The sequence below is a fragment of the Rothia sp. 11254D007BW genome (genome assembly GCF_053548195.1).
Genome location: NZ_JBPWPK010000001.1, coordinates 1,138,436 through 1,155,827 on the forward strand (window position 1 = coordinate 1,138,436; position 17,392 = coordinate 1,155,827).

At 59.7% G+C, this 17,392-nt stretch carries 23 protein-coding genes; 7 read left to right on the top strand and 16 right to left on the bottom strand.

Annotation, left to right across the window (positions count from 1 at the left end; genetic code table 11):
- Nucleotides 1-36 precede the first annotated feature (36 nt).
- From pheT to ACEE43_RS05065, 6 genes are all read right to left on the bottom strand, one after another.
- A complete protein-coding gene (gene pheT, locus ACEE43_RS05040; RefSeq protein ID WP_449107812.1) occupies nt 37-2,589 on the bottom strand; it encodes a phenylalanine--tRNA ligase subunit beta in 2,553 nt (850 codons plus the stop codon).
- 3 nt (nt 2,590-2,592) lie between these two features.
- Nucleotides 2,593-3,720, bottom strand: a complete 1,128-nt coding sequence (gene pheS / locus ACEE43_RS05045) for a phenylalanine--tRNA ligase subunit alpha (protein WP_449107813.1) — start codon at nt 3,718-3,720, stop codon at nt 2,593-2,595.
- A 147-nt stretch (nt 3,721-3,867) separates the two neighbouring features.
- Nucleotides 3,868-4,308 (bottom strand): hypothetical protein, encoded by a 441-nt coding sequence (locus ACEE43_RS05050; RefSeq protein WP_449107814.1) that lies wholly within the window; start codon nt 4,306-4,308, stop codon nt 3,868-3,870.
- A 123-nt stretch (nt 4,309-4,431) separates the two neighbouring features.
- Nucleotides 4,432-4,938, bottom strand: coding sequence for a hypothetical protein (locus ACEE43_RS05055; RefSeq protein ID WP_449107815.1), 507 nt, complete (start codon nt 4,936-4,938; stop codon nt 4,432-4,434).
- A 110-nt stretch (nt 4,939-5,048) separates the two neighbouring features.
- The gene (locus ACEE43_RS05060; protein ID WP_449107816.1) at nt 5,049-5,492 is read right to left on the bottom strand and encodes a (deoxy)nucleoside triphosphate pyrophosphohydrolase; all 444 of its coding nucleotides are present in this window, start codon (nt 5,490-5,492) and stop codon (nt 5,049-5,051) included.
- Nucleotides 5,492-6,427 (bottom strand): TrmH family RNA methyltransferase, encoded by a 936-nt coding sequence (locus tag ACEE43_RS05065; protein WP_449107817.1) that lies wholly within the window; start codon nt 6,425-6,427, stop codon nt 5,492-5,494. The genes ACEE43_RS05060 and ACEE43_RS05065 overlap by 1 nt, the downstream gene beginning before the upstream one ends.
- Nucleotides 6,428-6,642: 215 nt before the next feature.
- Here ACEE43_RS05065 and ACEE43_RS05070 point away from each other — a divergent pair, with 215 nt between their 5' ends.
- From ACEE43_RS05070 to ACEE43_RS05090, 5 genes are all read left to right on the top strand, one after another.
- Nucleotides 6,643-6,897, top strand: coding sequence for a type II toxin-antitoxin system RelB/DinJ family antitoxin (locus ACEE43_RS05070; protein WP_449107818.1), 255 nt, complete (start codon nt 6,643-6,645; stop codon nt 6,895-6,897).
- The gene (locus ACEE43_RS05075) at nt 6,890-7,168 is read left to right on the top strand and encodes a Txe/YoeB family addiction module toxin (RefSeq protein WP_431464958.1); all 279 of its coding nucleotides are present in this window, start codon (nt 6,890-6,892) and stop codon (nt 7,166-7,168) included. Before ACEE43_RS05070 ends, ACEE43_RS05075 begins: the two co-directional genes overlap by 8 nt.
- Before the next feature lie 102 nt (nt 7,169-7,270).
- Complete coding sequence (locus tag ACEE43_RS05080) at nt 7,271-7,936, top strand: NAD(P)H-dependent oxidoreductase (RefSeq protein ID WP_449107819.1); 666 nt, start codon at nt 7,271-7,273, stop codon at nt 7,934-7,936.
- Between the two features lie 248 nt (nt 7,937-8,184).
- Nucleotides 8,185-8,457 (top strand): type II toxin-antitoxin system RelB/DinJ family antitoxin, encoded by a 273-nt coding sequence (locus ACEE43_RS05085; protein ID WP_449107820.1) that lies wholly within the window; start codon nt 8,185-8,187, stop codon nt 8,455-8,457.
- Nucleotides 8,454-8,729 carry a type II toxin-antitoxin system YafQ family toxin gene (locus tag ACEE43_RS05090; protein WP_449107821.1) on the top strand — a complete coding sequence of 92 codons (276 nt, stop codon included), beginning with the start codon at nt 8,454-8,456 and terminating at the stop codon, nt 8,727-8,729. Before ACEE43_RS05085 ends, ACEE43_RS05090 begins: the two co-directional genes overlap by 4 nt.
- Before the next feature lie 360 nt (nt 8,730-9,089).
- On the opposite strand, the gene rplT is transcribed toward ACEE43_RS05090, so the two are convergent.
- From rplT to infC, 3 genes are all read right to left on the bottom strand, one after another.
- Complete coding sequence (rplT, locus tag ACEE43_RS05095) at nt 9,090-9,473, bottom strand: 50S ribosomal protein L20 (RefSeq protein WP_135011424.1); 384 nt, start codon at nt 9,471-9,473, stop codon at nt 9,090-9,092.
- Nucleotides 9,474-9,586: 113 nt separating this feature from the next.
- Nucleotides 9,587-9,781, bottom strand: coding sequence for a 50S ribosomal protein L35 (gene rpmI, locus ACEE43_RS05100; RefSeq protein WP_135011425.1), 195 nt, complete (start codon nt 9,779-9,781; stop codon nt 9,587-9,589).
- 205 nt (nt 9,782-9,986) lie between these two features.
- A complete protein-coding gene (gene infC / locus ACEE43_RS05105) occupies nt 9,987-10,721 on the bottom strand; it encodes a translation initiation factor IF-3 (RefSeq protein WP_423817200.1) in 735 nt (244 codons plus the stop codon).
- A 285-nt stretch (nt 10,722-11,006) separates the two neighbouring features.
- Between infC and ACEE43_RS05110 the strand changes: the two genes are divergently transcribed.
- Nucleotides 11,007-11,426 (top strand): DUF1844 domain-containing protein, encoded by a 420-nt coding sequence (locus ACEE43_RS05110; RefSeq protein ID WP_237205532.1) that lies wholly within the window; start codon nt 11,007-11,009, stop codon nt 11,424-11,426.
- Here ACEE43_RS05110 and ACEE43_RS05115 read toward each other — a convergent pair.
- From ACEE43_RS05115 to ACEE43_RS05145, 7 genes are all read right to left on the bottom strand, one after another.
- Nucleotides 11,423-12,343, bottom strand: coding sequence for an SseB family protein (locus ACEE43_RS05115; RefSeq protein ID WP_237205531.1), 921 nt, complete (start codon nt 12,341-12,343; stop codon nt 11,423-11,425). The two genes, ACEE43_RS05110 and ACEE43_RS05115, sit on opposite strands and share 4 nt — an antisense overlap.
- Nucleotides 12,343-13,074 (bottom strand): bifunctional 1-(5-phosphoribosyl)-5-((5-phosphoribosylamino)methylideneamino)imidazole-4-carboxamide isomerase/phosphoribosylanthranilate isomerase PriA, encoded by a 732-nt coding sequence (gene priA / locus ACEE43_RS05120; protein WP_237186834.1) that lies wholly within the window; start codon nt 13,072-13,074, stop codon nt 12,343-12,345. Before priA ends, ACEE43_RS05115 begins: the two co-directional genes overlap by 1 nt.
- 53 nt (nt 13,075-13,127) lie before the next feature.
- On the bottom strand, nt 13,128-13,298 hold the full coding sequence (locus ACEE43_RS05125; protein WP_167752239.1) for a hypothetical protein: 171 nt from the start codon (nt 13,296-13,298) through the stop codon (nt 13,128-13,130).
- A 3-nt stretch (nt 13,299-13,301) separates the two neighbouring features.
- The gene (gene hisH, locus ACEE43_RS05130) at nt 13,302-13,982 is read right to left on the bottom strand and encodes an imidazole glycerol phosphate synthase subunit HisH (protein ID WP_449107822.1); all 681 of its coding nucleotides are present in this window, start codon (nt 13,980-13,982) and stop codon (nt 13,302-13,304) included.
- On the bottom strand, nt 13,982-14,614 hold the full coding sequence (gene hisB / locus ACEE43_RS05135) for an imidazoleglycerol-phosphate dehydratase HisB (RefSeq protein ID WP_185173257.1): 633 nt from the start codon (nt 14,612-14,614) through the stop codon (nt 13,982-13,984). The genes hisH and hisB overlap by 1 nt, the downstream gene beginning before the upstream one ends.
- Nucleotides 14,615-14,668: 54 nt before the next feature.
- Nucleotides 14,669-15,778, bottom strand: a complete 1,110-nt coding sequence (locus ACEE43_RS05140; RefSeq protein ID WP_237186837.1) for a histidinol-phosphate transaminase — start codon at nt 15,776-15,778, stop codon at nt 14,669-14,671.
- Nucleotides 15,779-15,853: 75 nt separating this feature from the next.
- A complete protein-coding gene (locus ACEE43_RS05145; protein ID WP_449107823.1) occupies nt 15,854-16,456 on the bottom strand; it encodes a LysM peptidoglycan-binding domain-containing protein in 603 nt (200 codons plus the stop codon).
- Nucleotides 16,457-16,674: 218 nt separating this feature from the next.
- Here ACEE43_RS05145 and lexA point away from each other — a divergent pair, with 218 nt between their 5' ends.
- The gene (lexA, locus tag ACEE43_RS05150) at nt 16,675-17,391 is read left to right on the top strand and encodes a transcriptional repressor LexA (protein ID WP_237222223.1); all 717 of its coding nucleotides are present in this window, start codon (nt 16,675-16,677) and stop codon (nt 17,389-17,391) included.
- Nucleotide 17,392 lies beyond the last annotated feature (1 nt).

The following is a 17,392-nucleotide window of genomic DNA, read 5'->3' on the forward strand; positions in this document are numbered from 1 at the left end:
GCCGGGCTCTACCCGAATCTGGGGTTTGTGCGGGCCTTAGGCTCGCTGTACCGCGCCGAAGCGTTCGGCAGCCAGGGCAACACCTGCTTCACGGGCCGCGGAGGCCTCGTCAGCGGTCAGGGTGCGGTCGGTGGCACGGAAACGCAGGGCGAAGGCCAGGGACTTCTTGCCCTCTTCGATGCCGGTGCCGCGGTAGTCGTCGAAGACGCGGACGTCCTCGAGCAGTTCACCGGCGCCCTCAGCCAGGGCTGCGGCAAGGTCAGCAGCCGGGATTGCTGCGTCCACAATCAGGGCGACGTCCTGGTTGGCTGCCGGGTAGCCGGAAATACCGGTGGCCTGCACTGCCTCGCCTGCCTGGGCGATGAGGGCGGTGAAGTTGAGTTCGAAGGCACTGGTGCGCTCGGGCAGGTTCAGCTTGGCCAGCAGCTTGGGGTGCAGTTCACCGGCGTAGGCGATGACCTCACCGGCTGCGTTCTTGAGCACGGCGGTGCGGCCCGGGTGGAAGGCCTGGTGTTCGCCGTTTGCAACGGTGAGCTTCACGCCTGCGGCATCGGCTACCAGCAGGACGGAGTCCAGGGCATCGCGCCAGTCAAAGGCACGGGCGGTAATGCCCGGGGTTTCCTCGTGCTCAGCACCGGCGAAAAGACCGGCGATGTGGCGGGGCTGGTCGGGAATACCGGCGTTCAAATCTGCCAGAACCTCATCGGCAGGCTTAACGCCCAGACCGGGAATGGAGGCTGACCCCAGCTGGGTGCCGGGGATAAAGACGGAGCCGGTCTCGTAGATGGCTAGGTTCTTGAAGCCGCGGGAGAGGTTGCGGGAGAGCACCTCGGTCAGGCCCGGCAGCAGGGAGCGGCGCATCCAGCCCTGGGCGGACGAGATGGGGTTAGCCAGGCGGATAGAATCCACCTTTTCACCGGCGACAGGGGACGCCCAGAGGTTGTTGTCTTCATCAGAGACGAAGGGGTAGGCAAAGACCTCGGTCAGGCCCGATGCTGCCAGGGCGTTCAGAGCCCGGCGGCGCAGGGTCTGCTCGACGGTGTAACCGCGACCGGGAGGGGCCACGGGCAGGGTCGAGGGAATCTTATCGTAGCCCACCAGGCGGGCAACTTCCTCGGTCAAATCTTCCTTGGCGCCCAGGTCGGTGCGCCATGAGGGCACGGTAACCTCGTAGGCCCCCTCGGCGACCTCAACGCTGGCGCCAATCTGTTCCAGAGAGCCAACAATCTGCTCTTCGGTGTAGTCGATGCCAATGCGGCCTGCGGTGTAGTCGGTGGGCAGGGAGATGACAGTGGGCTCGAAGCTGCCACCGGCGTCCGTCACGCCCTCATCGACGGTTGCACCTGCCAGCTCTACCAGCAGGTCAACGGCGCGCTGGGCGGCAGCGGCCTGAATCTGGGGGTCAACGCCGCGCTCAAAACGCTTGGATGCCTCAGAGGAGAGCTTGTGGCGGCGGGCGGTGCGGGCAATGGAGACCTCGTCGAAACGGGCTGCCTCAATGACGATACGGGTGGTTGAGTCAGAGACCTCGGTGGAAGCCCCACCCATCACACCTGCCAGGCCGATGGGGCCGGACTCGTCGGTAATTAGCAGGTCTTCGACGTTGAGCTCGCGCTCTTTCTCATCCAGGGTGGTGAGCTTCTCGCCAGCTTCGGCGCGGCGCACGGTGATGCCGCCGGTCAGCTTGTCTGCATCGTAGAAGTGCAGGGGCTGGCCGGTTTCGAGCATGACGTAGTTGGAGATATCAACCGGCAGGGAGACAGAGCGGACGCCCGCCAGGCGCAGGCGGGAGGACATCCAGGTGGGGACGGGGGCAGTTGCGTCGACGCCGCTGACCGAGCGGGCAACAAAGCGGGTGGCGCCGTCCTTACCGTGAATGGGAGCTGAGTCGGTCAGGGTGACGGGCAGGCCCGCGCCGTTGGCAGCGGGTGCCTTAGCGGCCAGGTCGAGGACGAAGTCATCAAAGTCGTTACCGGTGGCGTGGCAGTATTCGCGGGCGATACCGCGAATGGAGAAGCCGTAGCCGCGGTCGGGGGTTACGTTGACTTCAGCGGCTTCGTCGTAGAGGCCCAGCAGGTCCATGGCGTCGGTGCCGACCTCGGGGTCAAGCCCCAGGGTGGAGAGCACCAGAATGCCGCCGTGGTCTTCACCGATGCCGAGCTCCTTGACGGAGGCGATCATACCGGCTGACTTGTGGCCGTAGGTCTTGCGGGCGGTAATAGCGAAGCCGCCGGGCAGTACAGCGCCGGGCAGGGTGACAACGACCTTATCCCCGGGCTTGAAGTTGTGGGCGCCGCAGATAATGCCCTGCACGCCGGACTCTTCAATGCCCTTACCGGTCAGGGTCTGCTTCTGCCCCTCGGGCACAACGCGCACCTGGCACCAGTTAACGGTTTTACCGTTGGAGTGGGTTTCGGGCTCCATCGAGAGCACCTGACCCACCACGATGGGGCCGGTCAGCTCATCGGTCGGGCGGTGAACGTCTTCTTCTTCAAGGCCAACTGTGACCAGGGTAGCCATAACATCTTCGGCGCTTGCGTCGGCCGGAACGGGTGCGTATTCACGCAGCCAGGAAAGGGGTACGCGCATGGGTTAGATCTCCATCTTGAACTGCTGTGAGAAACGGACGTCGCCTTCAATCATGTCGCGCATATCCTGCACGCCATTGCGGAACATGAGGGTACGTTCGATGCCCATACCAAAAGCGAAACCTGAGTAAACTTCGGGGTCAACACCGGCTGCTCGCAGCACGTTGGGGTTGACCATGCCGCAGCCGCCCCACTCGATCCAGCGGGGGCCGCCCTTGGCGTCCGGGTGCCAGACGTCCAGCTCGGCCGAAGGCTCAGTGAAGGGGAAGTAGTTGGGGCGCAGACGAATCTTTGCCTCCTCGCCGAACATGGCACGGGCCATGTGCTCCAGGGTGCCCTTGAGGTCAGCCATGGTCAGACCCTTATCGACGGCCAGGCCCTCAATCTGGTGGAAGACCGGGGTGTGAGTGGCATCGAGCTCATCGGTGCGGTAGACCTGGCCGGGGCAGACCACATACAGGGGCAGGTCACGAGACAGCAGGGAACGCATCTGCACCGGTGAGGTGTGGGTGCGCAGCATCAGGTGGGCGCTAGTAGGCTCCACGAAGAAGGTATCCTGCAGTTCACGCGCCGGGTGGTCAGGCTTGAAATTCAGCGAATCAAAGTTGTACCACTCTGACTCAAGTTCGGGGCCGTCGGCAATCTCCCAGCCCATGCCCACGAAGATATCGCACATCTGCTCCTGCAGGACGCTGATGGGGTGGCGGCCGCCAATACGGCGGCGGGGAGTGTGGGCAGTGACGTCCACAGCCTCTTCAACCAGAATACGGGCGTCACGCTCTTCTTCCAGCTCAGCATTACGGACCTCAAGAGCCTTAGTCAGGCGTCCGCGCACCTGGCCCATGAGCTTACCCACCTCAGCCTTGTGCTCCTTGCGCAGATCGCGCATCTGCTTATTGGCCAGAGTAAAACCGGCCTTTTCGCCGGTAAAGTCCAGGCGCACACGCTTGAGTTCTTCAAAGTCAGCGGTCTTCTCGGCGATTTCCTTCTGAGCCCGCTCAAACTCGGCGGTGAAGGCTTCGCGGACGGTCGCCAGACCGTTCTCGGGGTCTTTTTCTAGAATGGCGCGAATATTAGCCAGCACCTGGAAGGGTGTGGGGTTCTCAGGCGCCTCGGGCAAAGAATCAGTCATCTGCACTTCTCTTCACAATGTGGGTTTCGGGCGCTTACCGCACCCAGGGCATCAAGACAATAGTTTAGTGCAAAAAGGTGAAGCAAGCTCGCGCTCGATGGGAAAGGAGCGGACGCTGCCCGCAGGTAAATGACCGCTAGCAGGCAGTTAGGGCGCTGGAATAACATCAACCCGTTCAAAGAAGGCACGGGCAACAGGGGTGAAGGTTAGGCCAAGCCAGGTGAGGTTGGCTAGAGACCACGTCAAGAAGCAGGCCATAATTCCCGGATTTACATCGGAGGGCATAGTCCAGATAAGTGAAAGAAGCGACACGGTGCTGATGACGGTACAGACAAACCCGAGCAGATTAGCGGCTCCTGCTTTTTGCCAGGTGCCGGTGCGGCGGATAACCCAGATATATAACAAGGAGGTGAGGGCGATTGAAATAACAGCACTCACGATTCCTCGTGTGCCGCTGATGTCAAGGGAAGTAACCGTTAGCGTCAGGTAAGCGATACCCGACAGCACTAACATGCCCTGCATTACTCGGATGACCGTGGGCACTTCTCCCCTACTAAAGGCCAGTTGCTGTTTCTCTTTGTCTTTCATAAATCATCAGCCTCCTTTCTTTTAGGGTAACGACCAGCCGGTCACGGTTCAAGATTATGAAGCTCGCACAGAAATGGGCCCTCCGGGTCAACCGGAGGGCCCATCACAGCTAGAAGATAAGGTCTAGCGCAAGATTGAAGCAACGGACTTATTCGATACCGCAACAATCCAGACGATGGCCAGAACCAGCCACAGAACGCAGAGTGCAACAACAATAATCGAAATATAGATTGAGCCCAGCGCCGAGAAGGCTGCACCAAGAATTCCCAGACCCGCGAAAACATAGCCGGTGATACGACCAGCCTTTTTGTACTTAGCCATGAGGAAGTACACCAGAGCAAAAAGTGCCAGACCAATAACGGTTCCCGCCACAGTGGTCACGGGGTTTTGGTCGGTGGGCACGGTCTCACCGAGCACATCGATAGTTGCGGGTGCCAGCACGTAGCCCAGTACCTGCACCAGCAGGTAAACAACAGCTGTAGCTAAGAGAATGACCTGTGAGCGTTTGTGCTTCTGCTCAGCGTCGGGAGCTACCGGCTGCTGCCCAAATCCGGGCTGACCGCCCATATACATGGCCTGGGTGTCGTTCGGTGCGGAGTAATCATTAGTTCCGTAGGGTGTCTGCGACATGTCTAAACCTCCATGTAAAAGATATGTTGCGTACTACGCATCATACCGGAGATAAAAGTCAGACACCTTATATTCTCACCGAGGCGAGTTCTATTACGCTTCGCTACAGATTAAGCGGCGCGGACGCCCGCCAGCAGCTCCTCAACAATAGGAAAGTCAGCGGGAATCCAGGGAAGCTCCAGCACCGTGGCATCAAGCTGAACCCAGCGTAACTCAGCGTGGTCTTGTAGGGCGGTGGCGCGTCCGTCCGTAATTTCTGCAAACCAGACCCGCATGGCAGCCTTCTCGTTCAGCACCCAACCCTGGCGGTGGGGGCCGGTAATTTCGGTTCCGAGCCGGGCGGTAATGCCCAGTTCTTCGCGCAGTTCGCGCAGCAGGGCGTCCTCGCAGGCCTCTCCGGGTTCGACCTTACCGCCGGGGAACTCCCAGAGGCCCGCGAGCGCGGGCGGGGCTGAGCGCTGGCCGACCAGCAGGCGGGTGGGGGTAGCCAGGGAATCGACGATGGCAGCCCCGACGACTTGCACCGGGTAGACGGTGTTGGTGTGCTCCCCCATTAGTCGCCCTTGCGGTTCTGAGCCAGGGACGAGGCAAAGAGGCAGACGCCAGCTGCCATGCCGACGTTCAGCGATTCGGCGGCACCGCGCAGGGGCACGGCCACGCGCAGGGAGGCGGCGGCTTTTTCTTCGTCGCTCAGGCCAGCCGCCTCGTTGCCGAAGAGCCACATGGTGGGCTTGGCCAGGTCGTACTTAACCTTCTTGCGCGGTTCGACGCCGTTGCGCAGGGCGAAGGCGGCGTCCTGGAGGTCGTCAAGGGAGACTCGACCGTAGCCGTCCGCTGCGAGCACGCCGATGCCCTGGGCCTTAGCATCTTCGGCGAAGTCCTCGAGGTCGATGCCCTGGATCACGGGCACGTGGAAGAGGGAGCCTGCAGTGGAGCGCACTGCCTTGGGGTTGTAGAGGTCAACTGCACCCTTGGTGGTGACGATGAGGTCGGCGCCGGCGGCGTCGGCGGCGCGCAGGATGGTGCCGGCGTTGCCGGGGTCCTGAACACGGGCGAGGACGGCGATGAGCTTGGGGTTGATGGCGCCCTCGCCCCAGATGTCGGAGGGGGCGATGTCGTTCTGGAAGGCGACGGCGATGATGCCCTGGGGGCTGACGGATTCGGCCATGGCCGCGAGGACGGGCTCGGTCACCATGCGCATGAAGACCTTGCGGCCAGGCTCAGGGGTGGGGCTGCCGTGCACTTCTTCGAGCAGATCAACGATGTCGGGGTGGCGGTCGAAGGCGCGTTCGGTGATGTAGACGGCGTCGAGCAGGGGCTTGATCCGGTGGGCTTTGAGGGCTTCGCGGACGGCCTGCGGCCCCTCGACCAGGAAGTGCCCGGTCTTGGTGCGGGCTGCCCGGGTGGCAAGCTTGGCGATGTCTTTGACGCGGTCTGCCTGGGGGTTTTCCATGACGACGGGGGTGCTGAGGCGTTCTTTGAAGTCCATAGGGTCTATTGTCTCACGATGAGGTGCACGGACGGGAGCGCGCGACCGTGCAAGAGCGCACCGAATTGGGACAGCCTGCAAGACCTCTTTCTAGCGGTTTGTGGGGAAGGACGCGGTGGAGTGGAAAGGAGAAGGAGGTATGGGCCGCGCCCTTTCCAGTTACCACTGGTAAGACATACAATGAGTACACGTTGAATATACGAAAGGTGGACGTTATGGCTACTAGTGTGGTGAATGTTCGTTTGGATGAGCAGACTAAGAGGGACCTTGAGATCTTGTGTCAGGAGCTGGGAATTACGGTTTCTGCTGCCTTTTCGATGTTTGCGAAGAAAATGACTAGGGAGCAGAGGATTCCCTTTGAGGTATCGATTGATCCGTTTTATTCCGAGGCTAATGTGAGTATGTTGCGCCGGTCGGTTGCTCAGGTTAAGGGAGGTAATCTCACAGAACGCGAGCTTATTGATGAATAAACTGTGGTCAGATGAAGCTTGGGAGCAGTATGTTTACTGGCAGTCTGAAGATCGAAAGACTCTCAAACGTATCAATGCCCTCATCAAGGACATCACACGGAACGGACCATTTTCTGGTATCGGGAAACCTGAGCCCTTGCGAGGGGAGTTCTCTGGGCTATGGTCGCGACGAATTGATCAGACGCATCGACTGGTCTATGAGGTTACTGAGCTTGACGGGCGTACCGTTCTGATTATTTATGCCTGTCGAACTCACTACGGGGATCGTTAGCTCGCAAATGAGCTTCCAATTTTATCTACAGTCCGGAATAACTCTACTCTCTCGCTTGTTGCCACTGAAGCAGTCCTCTGCCTATCACGAAAGGTACAGACCGTGCAGAACCAAGACATCAAGCAGCTCGTCCTTGACGCAGCCCACCGCCGTCGCGCCATCAAGTTCTTCGACCCCGAGAAGAAAATCAGCGACGACGACATCAACTACATCCTCGAAATTGCTCGTCTCTCCCCCAGCTCCGTCGGCGCTCAGGGCTGGCGCTTCGTCGTCCTTCAGAACCCCGAAATCCGTGAAGCACTCAAGCCCTTCAGCTGGGGTGCAGCCCGCCAGCTCGGCGGCGCAAGCCACTTCATCCTGCTCCTGGCCAACCGCAACATGCAGCACGACGGCCCCCACATGCAGGCGTCACTCGCCTCCCGTAACCTCTCCCCCGAAGACCACGCTAAGGCCCTCGAAACTTACAAGAGCTTCCAGGTCAACGACATGGGGCTCACTACAGACCGCGCCCTCTTCGACTGGGCCGCAAAGCAAACCTACATCGCCCTGGGCAACATGATGACCGCAGCCGCACTCATCGGCGTCGATTCATGCCCCATCGAAGGCTTCAACGCTGACAAGGCCAACGCCCTCCTGGCTGAACACGGCATCATCGATCCCGCAACCGAAGGCATTGTCTCTATGCTCGCTCTCGGCTACCGTACCGAAGAACTCCCCTGGCCCCAGACCCGCAAGCCCGCAGAAGAGGTCATTACCTGGGTCAACTAACAGGGCCCCAGCCCACCGCACACTTCAAGTAACGAAGAAAAGCCCACCCCGCCGCCGTCCGCCCACGGACAAAAGCGGGGTGGGCTGTTTTGTAAGCAGGCAAGCCTCGGCACACCATGCCCAGGTGTCTCGACCATCTCGCACTTGCTTTCCGCTCACCTATTTTCTCGAACCTGATGACTCTTCAATTATTAATGAGTTCCTGCTAATGTAGAACCATGTCGCACAAATGTAGGAAAGGAGCGGCTATGAGCACCACCATTAGCGTTAGAACCGACGAAGAGACTAAACGCCAGGCAGAGGAACTCTTCAACGAGCTAGGTCTAAACATGTCTACAGCAATCAATATGTTCATGAAGCAGGCCCTGCGCGAAAGAAGAATACCTTTCACCGTTGGGCACCCCTACCCCAATGCGACGACTATTGCTGCCATCGAAGAAGGACGTCGGCTCGCCCAGAACCCAGACACTCCCCGAATTACATCAATCGAGGAGTTCAAAACTCTCATTGACGACCTATGAGATACGAGATCATCACCACCAATGCTTTCAAAAAGGGTCTAAAAGCCGCTAAAAAGCGTGGAAAAGACCTTCAGAAACTCACCGATATTGTTGAGGCTCTCGCCGAGGGCAAGCAACTCAGCGCAAAACACAAAGACCACGCGCTCACTGGAAACTACGCCGATACTCGCGAGTGCCATATCGAACCAGACTGGCTACTTATATATGAACGCTTTGAAGGTCAGCTGGTTCTCATCTTGCTCAATACAGGTAGCCATTCAGACCTCTTTTGAGTACTAATTCCGGCGTCTAGCCCACCCTGCTGCCGTCCGTACCAGGACGGCAGCAGGGTGTGCTTTTTACACAAAAATTTACACTTGGAAGGCCTCTGCCCATTCCTTCTGCTGCCTTTAACCTAGTAGCTCACACCCGCTACGCCTGGACCGTCCACCAAACTCTCGCTGTGCCCATCAAACTCATAGACGCTGCGAGAGTCTGGTGGACATTCACTGTGTGCCCGGCGCTCCAGCCCCAACAGATACCGCAAAAAATACAAGGACGCCGCCCCTCACCCCCCTGCCCAGGGGCAGGAAAGCGGGAGGCGGCGTCCGCACCCCACCTGCTCGGTGGGGAAAAGACAAACCTAAAAAGACTTAGGCAGCCTTGGGAGCTGAAGTGTCCTCAGGCAGGTTGTTCTTAGCGATTTCAACCAGAGCTGAGAAAGCAGCAGGCTCGTTAACAGCCAGCTCAGCCAGCATACGACGGTCAACCTCAACCTCAGCAGCCTTCAGGCCCTGGATGAAGCGGTTGTAGGTCAGGCCCTCAGCGCGTGCAGCTGCGTTGATACGCTGGATCCACAGACGACGGAAGTCGCCCTTCTTCTTACGACGGTGGTCGTAGCTGTATACCAGTGAGTGAGTGACCTGTTCCTTAGCCTTACGGTAAAGGCGTGAACGCTGGCCACGGTAGCCTGATGCACGATCAAGGATTACTCGGCGCTTCTTGTGCGCGTTAACCGCGCGCTTCACACGTGCCACGTGTGTCTCCTAACGTCTATGTCCTACCCAGCTAAAACTCTAGCGCTGGTGCAGGAGAGAAAATATCTACTTTTGGTGCGCCCTTTCGGGGCGAAGCTTCAAAAAGAAGGAGCTTACTTGCCCAGCATCTTCTTGATGACCTTAGCCTGACCGCCGGTTACGATCTGGTCAGAAGCCAGACGACGGGTCAGACGGGAGGACTTGTGCTCGAGGTAGTGGCGGCGGTTGGCCTGCTGGCGCTTAACCTTGCCAGTACCGGTGAGCTTGAAGCGCTTCTTAGCACCAGAGTGGGTCTTCTGCTTCGGCATGAGCCGATTCTCCTTACGTTCTACCCTCGCCCCGGTTACGGGGTGAGGAACTGAAAAACTCAACGTCCCCGGCGGGCGGGGAAGTTTTAAGGGTGTTCTGCCCGCCCACCGGTGCCCTTATCTTTCAATAAAGAACAGCGGCAGAGCGAACGACGACCAAGCACGAAACCCTACACGAGCTCGCGCCTGGTTGTCTAAACAGCTCCTATTCGGCTGACGCCTGTGCCTTGAGCTCCTCGGGCATTGCATCTGCCAGGGAGTTAGTTACAGGGGTTGCCTCAGTGGTGTTGACGCGTTCGCGACCCTTGCGGCCACCTGACTTCTGGCTTTCACGGCGGGCTTCCTGCTTGCCGCGGAGCGGAGCAAGAACCATTACCATGTTGCGACCGTCGACGCGGGGGTTGGACTCTACGGTGCCAACCTCGGTGAGGTCGTTTGCCATGCGTTCAAGCAGACGCACACCCATCTCGGGGCGCTGCTGTTCACGACCACGGAACTGAATCATAGCCTTGACCTTGTCACCACCGGCGAGGAAACGACGTGCGTGCCCGACCTTGGTTTCGTAGTCATGGGTGTCAATTTTGAGGCGGAAACGGATTTCCTTCAAAGAAGCGTTGACCTGCTTCTTTCGAGATTCACGTGCCTTGACTGCGGCTTCGTACTTGTACTTGCCGAAGTCCATAAGCTTGCACACAGGCGGCTTAGCGTTGGGAGCAACCTCAACCAGGTCGAGGTCAGATTCCTGAGCAAGACGCAGTGCATCTTCTACGCGGACAATACCGACCTGTTCACCGCCGGGGCCGACGAGTCGAACTTCCGGAACGCGAATGCGGTCGTTGATGCGTGGATCGCTAATGACAAAGCTCCTGTTGCTTGTGGTGGGGGTATCCCCGTGAATTTCTGTGGGGGTTGAAAAAAGCCCCCGGTTGCGGCTTGGCAAGCGGAGGCTTAGGTTACCTACCCAGGGTGAAGGCGCGGACGCCGATAGTCGGCGCCATGAGCCTTCGAAGGTTTCCCTTGCGGACCCCTGGGTCTGACCCGGTCGCCAGAGTTGGCGGCAGCGGGTGGGAACTTAAGTTCCACTTGCAAACAGCTCTTAACATTACTGGGTTAGGGGCGGTTTTTCAAGGGTTTTGGCTGTTTTTCTTGGGGCGGACGCCGGTGGCCGGGTTGAGTGTGACGGGCGATTCACGCTCGGTAGGGTTGGTGTGAGATTCTAGTAACCATGAGCAACGAAACTAGCTACCGTTTTGAAGATTCCGCTGAGCAGGGTGAGGCGCTACCTGATGGCCTGACTGCCGAGCAGGTTGAAGAAGTTAACGCCCAGATGCGCGATATCGCTGAGGTTCCCGCGGTTGAGGTCATTACTACCGCTGCTGTTCACCTGATGAGCGCTGCTGCCGTCAAGTGCGGTCTGGCTGCTGAAGAGAACGCCGAAGACCTCAAAGATCTTGATGAGGCCCGTAAGCTGATTACCGCCCTGGCAGGTTTCGTTACCGCTGCGGCGCCCGAGATTGGTTCCCAGCACGCCGCTCCCCTGCGCGACGGCCTGCGTTCCCTCCAGCTGGCCTTCCGTGAGGCTTCCCCCTACCCGGACGCCCCCGGCAAGGGACCCGGCGAAAAGTTCACCGGGCCGGTTTTCTAGGCTGAGGCCAAGGCGATCTGCACTGAGTCAGCCTGCTCGGCAATGACCTGATTGAGAGCGAGCCCCTGCTGGAAGGTCTGCACGGTCTGGTTGACCTGTTCCTGGGTGAGACCGGGGCGGAGTTTGAGCATGATTTTCAGCTCTGGCCCGTGCCCACCACCTGCCAGTACGCGTCCGCTCGCGGTCTGCGAGTACACGCCGGTGCCGGGACCTGCTTCAACCGCAACTACAGCAGACAGGGGCGCTGCAATGTTGCTGAGCTCTTCGGCGACCCGGGGGTTGCGGTAGGAGGGCACCCATTCTTCCCCCTTGGCGATTGCCCAGAAAGCTGGGCGGCGCACGACGAAGGTGAGGTCGGCACCGGGGTTTACCACAATCAGCTGGTTCTCGTCTTCAACGGCTGATAGGGCGGTTTTCCGCATATCTGCGGCAACCGGGCGGGCTAGGTCGTGCCAGGCGGTGAGGGCGTCTACATTGGTGAAAACGGGGAGGGCGCGGCGTCCGTCCGGAGCCTGAATACTCACCAGCGCCATATCCGATTCTTTGTCTGATACCAGGCCGTGCTCGGTGATTTCTGCTTGAGATAGCTGGGCTACGACCGGGGCAAAGATGCGCACGGAGCGCAGGGCATCGACCACGGCGACTTCATCGACTTCGCCCGCGGCAAAAGCATCGAGAACTTTTTGCAGGGCGGGGTCGGTTCTGCCGTCGTCGCCGGGGAACTGGTGGGTGTGACTGGTGCCTTCCCCCAGGTTGCGCCCTTCCCAGGGCTGCCCGCCGGTATCGGTTTTTTGACCGGCGGACGCCAGCTGGGCAGCGATATGCGCAGGTAGCTCCCGGCGGGGTGCGCTGGGGTTACCGGGGTTGCCATGCCCGTGGGTGTGGGCGCGGTGCACGCGATCTGAAAAGTCGGTCACTAGGGGCGACCTGCAACGTCGAGTGCCTGGGCGAGGGTAAACTTGCCGGCGTAGAGGGCCTTGCCGGTGATAGCGCCCTCAACTCCGTGGGGCACCATGGTGCGCAGGGCGGCGATGTCGTCCAGGGTGGCGATACCGCCAGAGGCGACCACCGGCTTGTCGGTGCGTTCAGCGACCTTGCGCAGAAGTTCCAGGTTGGGGCCCTGCAGGGTGCCGTCCTTGGTGACGTCGGTGACGACGTAGCGGGCGCAGCCGTCGTCGTTCAGGCGGTCGAGAACCTCCCAGAGGTTGCCGCCTTCCTTGGTCCAGCCGCGGGCGGCCAGTACGTCCCCGCGGACATCCAGCCCAACAGCGATAACATCGCCGTGCTCGGCGATGACCTTGCGGGTCCACTCGGGGTTTTCGAGGGCAGCGGTGCCCAGGTTGATGCGGGCGGGGTTGAGCGACAGGGCCCGTTCCAGGGATTCGTCGTCGCGGATGCCGCCCGACATCTCAATCTTGATGGAAAGTTCCTGAGCTACCTCGGTCAGAATCTCGATGTTATCGCCGCGGCCAAAGGCAGCGTCGAGATCGACCAGGTGCAGCCACTCAGCACCGGCGTTCTGCCACTCTAGGGCAGCTTCGACGGGGGAACCGTAGTTGGTTTCCGATCCGGCTTCGCCCTGCACCAGGCGCACGGCCTGGCCGTTGGCTACGTCGACCGCGGGCAGCAGTTCGAGACGATCAGTCATTGTTCTCTCCTTGGGAGTAGGACGGTAAAAATCTAGGTCTATGGGGTAGCTAGCTAGCTGTAGTTCATCACGACGTACAGGCCGTACCCGGCAAAGGCTAGGCCCACCAGCAGCAGTACAAGCTGGGCCACCCAGGTAATTTTTTGCTTGTAGAAGGAGTAGGCTCCACCGATGAACATCATGCCTACGGTCATGAGCAGTAGCCCGGACGTTGTAGCTGACATACCCTACTTCGCCCCGTCTAGACGCCCTGTTACGGGCAGGGAGTTAATCCAGTTCTTGAGCAGGCGGATGCCGGCCTCACCCGACTTTTCGGGGTGGAACTGGGTGGCAGCTAGGGGCCCGTTTTCGACCGCCGCGATGAAGTCGCCGCCGTGGTTAGCCCAGGTGACCTGGGGCGGCAGCATGGCTTCGTTGTTCTGATCGAAGGTCCATTCTTGCACCCCGTAGGAGTGCACAAAGTAGAAGCGTTCGTTCTCAATACCGGCAAAGAGCATGGACCCTTCAGGTGCGCGGACGGTATTCCACCCCATGTGGGGCACGACCTCGGCTTTGAGCTTTTCGACGGTGCCGGGCCACTCGCCCAGGCCGTCGGCTTCAACTCCGTGCTCAACGCCTTTTTCGAACATGACCTGTAGGCCCACGCAGATGCCGAGTACGGGGCGTCCGCCCGCAACGCGCCTGCCAATCATGCGGATAGCGTCCGCCTCTTTGAGCCCGTCCATCACGGCTTTGAAAGCACCCACGCCAGGCACGACCAGGCCGTCTGCACCCAGAACGTCTGACTCCTTGCGGGACAGCACCACTCGGGCACCGGCTTCTTCAAGGGCGCGGACGGCTGAGCGCACGTTCCCTGCCCCGTAGTCAAGGACGGTGACGGTGGGCTTCTGCTGTAGAGTCTCGCTCATTAGAGAGCTCCCTTGGTGGAGGGGATACCGGCGTGGCGGGGGTCGGGCTCTACTGCCTGACGCAGGGCGCGGGCGAGAGCCTTGAACTGGGCTTCAGCGATATGGTGGGGGTCGCGCCCACCCAGCAGGGTGATGTGCAGGCAGATACCGGCGTGATAGGCGAAAGCCTCAAAGACGTGGCGCACCATTGACCCGGTGAAGTGCCCACCGATGAGGTGGTATTCGAAGCCTTCGGGCTCACCGGTGTGGACCAGGTAGGGGCGGCCAGAAATATCGACCACGGCAGAGGCTAGAGCTTCGTCGAGGGGCACGGTGGCAGTACCGAAGCGGCGGATGCCTGCCTTATCGCCCAGTGCCTGGCGGAGTACCTCGCCCAGCACGATGCCGGTATCTTCAACGGTGTGGTGCACATCGATGTGGGTATCGCCAGAGCACTTGATGGTCATATCAATCAGGGAGTGCTTAGACAGGGCGGTGAGCATGTGGTCGTAGAAGGGCACACCGGTGTCGATGTCTGATACGCCGGTGCCGTCGAGGTTAATTTCGACGCTGACGGACGACTCGCTGGTTGCCCGCTCCATCTTTGCAATACGGGGGCCGATGCCGGTGGATGATTCAGTAGGTACTGCCATGTCTGTCTCTTTTTCTAAGGTGTCTGCCGATATTGATGGGGCTACGCGCTGCGCTTAGCGCTCGAAAGTTTGCACGTAGTCGGTGAGGTGGTCTAAGAAGGCGCTGGTCTCGGCTTCGGTTCCGGCGGTGACGCGCAGGTAGCCGGGGATTCCGTTATCGCGCACCAGGACGCCGCGTTCTAGCAGGTAGTTCCAGGCAGCTTTTTCGTCCTTGAGCCCGCCGAAGAACACAAAGTTAGAATCCGATACAGCCGGTTCTAGCCCCAGGCCGGTGAGGTGTTCCACGATGCGGTCGCGCTGGGCGCGGATGTCGTCGACGTTGGCCAGCAGCTGGGTGCGGTGGCGCAGGGCTGCAATCGCGGTTGCCTGGGTGACGGCTGAGAGGTGGTAGGGCAGGCGAACCAGGCGGACGGCATCGGCAACAGCGGGATCTGCTGCAAAGTAGCCCAAGCGGGCACCTGCAAGTGCGAAGGCCTTGCTCATGGTGCGAGAGACAACCAGGTTAGGGCGGCCGGGAAGTAGGGTGAGAGCATTCTGGGTGCGGTCTTGGGCAAACTCTGCGTAGGCCTCATCGACCACGACGATACCGTTGTAGGCTGCCACCGCGTCGTAGACCGCTTCGATAACGTCTAGCCCCAGGCCGGTGCCGGTGGGGTTATTGGGTGAGCAGAGAATAACGATAGAAGGCTTGTGCTCTTCAATCTGTTCAACTGCTGAAGCTGCGGTGAGGGAGTAGTCGGCTGCGCGGGTACCCGCGATGAAAGCGGTATTGGTGCCGTCTGCCAGCAGGGGGTACATAGAGTAGGTGGGCACGAAGCTCATGACCGAGCGCCCGGGGCCTCCAAAGACCTGCATGAGTTGCTGGAGAATCTCATTGGAGCCGTTAGCTGCCCAGATGTTTTCGGGGGTCAGACCGTGCCCCAGGTAGTCTGCGAGTTCCGCTCTGAGGGTATCGAACTCGCGGTCGGGGTAGCGATTCAGGGTTACGGCGGCCTCTGCTACATCGCGCGTGATGGCATCGATAACTTCTTGCGGCATGGGGTGGGTGTTCTCGTTAACGTTGAGGGTTACCGGAACATCAATCATGGGTGCGCCGTAGGGTGAACGGCCCCGCAAATCTTCGCGCAGGGGCAGGGCTTCGAGTGCTGTGGTAGTTTCGGTCACTCCCCTAGTGTAGCGACCTAGCCCCGTACGCTGCATTCTTGTTTCGCAGTCTGGCATAGGGTACCGCTCTTTTTCTTACTGTGACTGAGTGTAGACAGGCACCTCAAGAACCTGACCGGGAACCAGCTGTGCGCTGGTGAGGTCGTTAATCTGCATGATGCGATTGATGACATCGCGATTATCTTCACCGGGTGCCACATCTGCTGCGATGGTCCAGAGAGTATCGCCGTGCACAACGGTGACCGTTTGGCTAGCCGGAACGACAGGTTCAACAGTGGCACTCTTGGCTTCGCCGGGTGCAAGGAAAGTCAGGGCACCGAGAACCACAAGAGCCACGAGGGTGAGTAGGGGCAGACCCCTAAAAACCAGGCGCCCCCGGCGGGTCAGACGGATTTTCCCACGCCCCGTCTTCGCTTTCTGAGGCGGTTCTACTACCGCGCTAGGCCGCTGAGCCGGGGTAGAAGCAGCAGGGTGGGAAGACAGATTCCGTAGGGGAGCTACAGGTGCGGGACGCGCAGACACAGGTGCCGCAAAACGAATGCGGTACTGGGGTTGCCGCAGTGCCCCGGCCGATGCGGGCACCTGCGGGTGCTGACGGACGGTAAAAGTAGCAGCCTGATCAAGGGGCTTCTTCAAAGAAGTACGAGCCATAAACTCGGGCAAGGCGATGGTGCTCATAAGTCTTTCTCCTGATTCACGCTCAAACATTCAACCAATAGTCGAATCTTTGTTCTAAAAATTCTTCGTATCTATGTTCTATCAGAAAAATCGAACATAGTCGAGAAAAATTAGAACAAATGTTTGAATAACCTGTTTGCTTGACATAGTCTTAGAAGACCACTTGATAGTGAACACCGGGTGGCTGACATTTTAAGAACCAACAGAGACGAGATACCGTGAGCGAACGAACTCCGCAGACTCCGGCAAGCCCGCCCCACAAGGGCTCTCGCCCCCTCACTGCCCGCCAGAAAAAAATTTTGAGCGCCATTTCCAGCGCTATTGATGAGCACGGCTACCCGCCGTCTATGCGTGAAATCGGTGACCTTGTTGGTCTCGCTTCACTCTCATCTGTTACCCATCAGCTCTCTCGCCTCGAAGAGATGGGCTATATTAGGCGCGACCCCAAGCGTCCTCGCGCCATTGAGGTTCTCACCGGCGAGACCTCCCCCGAAGAAGTAAAGCCTGAAACCAGCGTCATCACGCTGCCGATTGTGCCTACCTTCGCGCAGACCGACGATAACCTCGCTACTGTTCCCCTGGTGGGCCGTATTGCTGCGGGCTCACCCATTGCCGCTGAGCAGGCAATTGAAGACGTCATGACGCTCCCCCGCCAGCTCGTAGGTCAGGGCGACCTCTTTATGCTGCGAGTCAAGGGCGACTCCATGGTCGATGCTGCGATTTGCGACGGCGACTGGGTCGTAGTGCGTGCCCAGAACACCGCCCAGAACGGTGACATCGTCGCGGCCCTGCTCGACGACGAGGCCACCGTTAAGACCTTCCGCCAGCGCGATGGTCACACCTGGCTACTGCCCCAGAACACCCAGTACGAGCCCATCCTGGGCGATAAAGCCACCATCATGGGTAAGGTCGTCTCCGTACTGCGCAGTCTCTAAG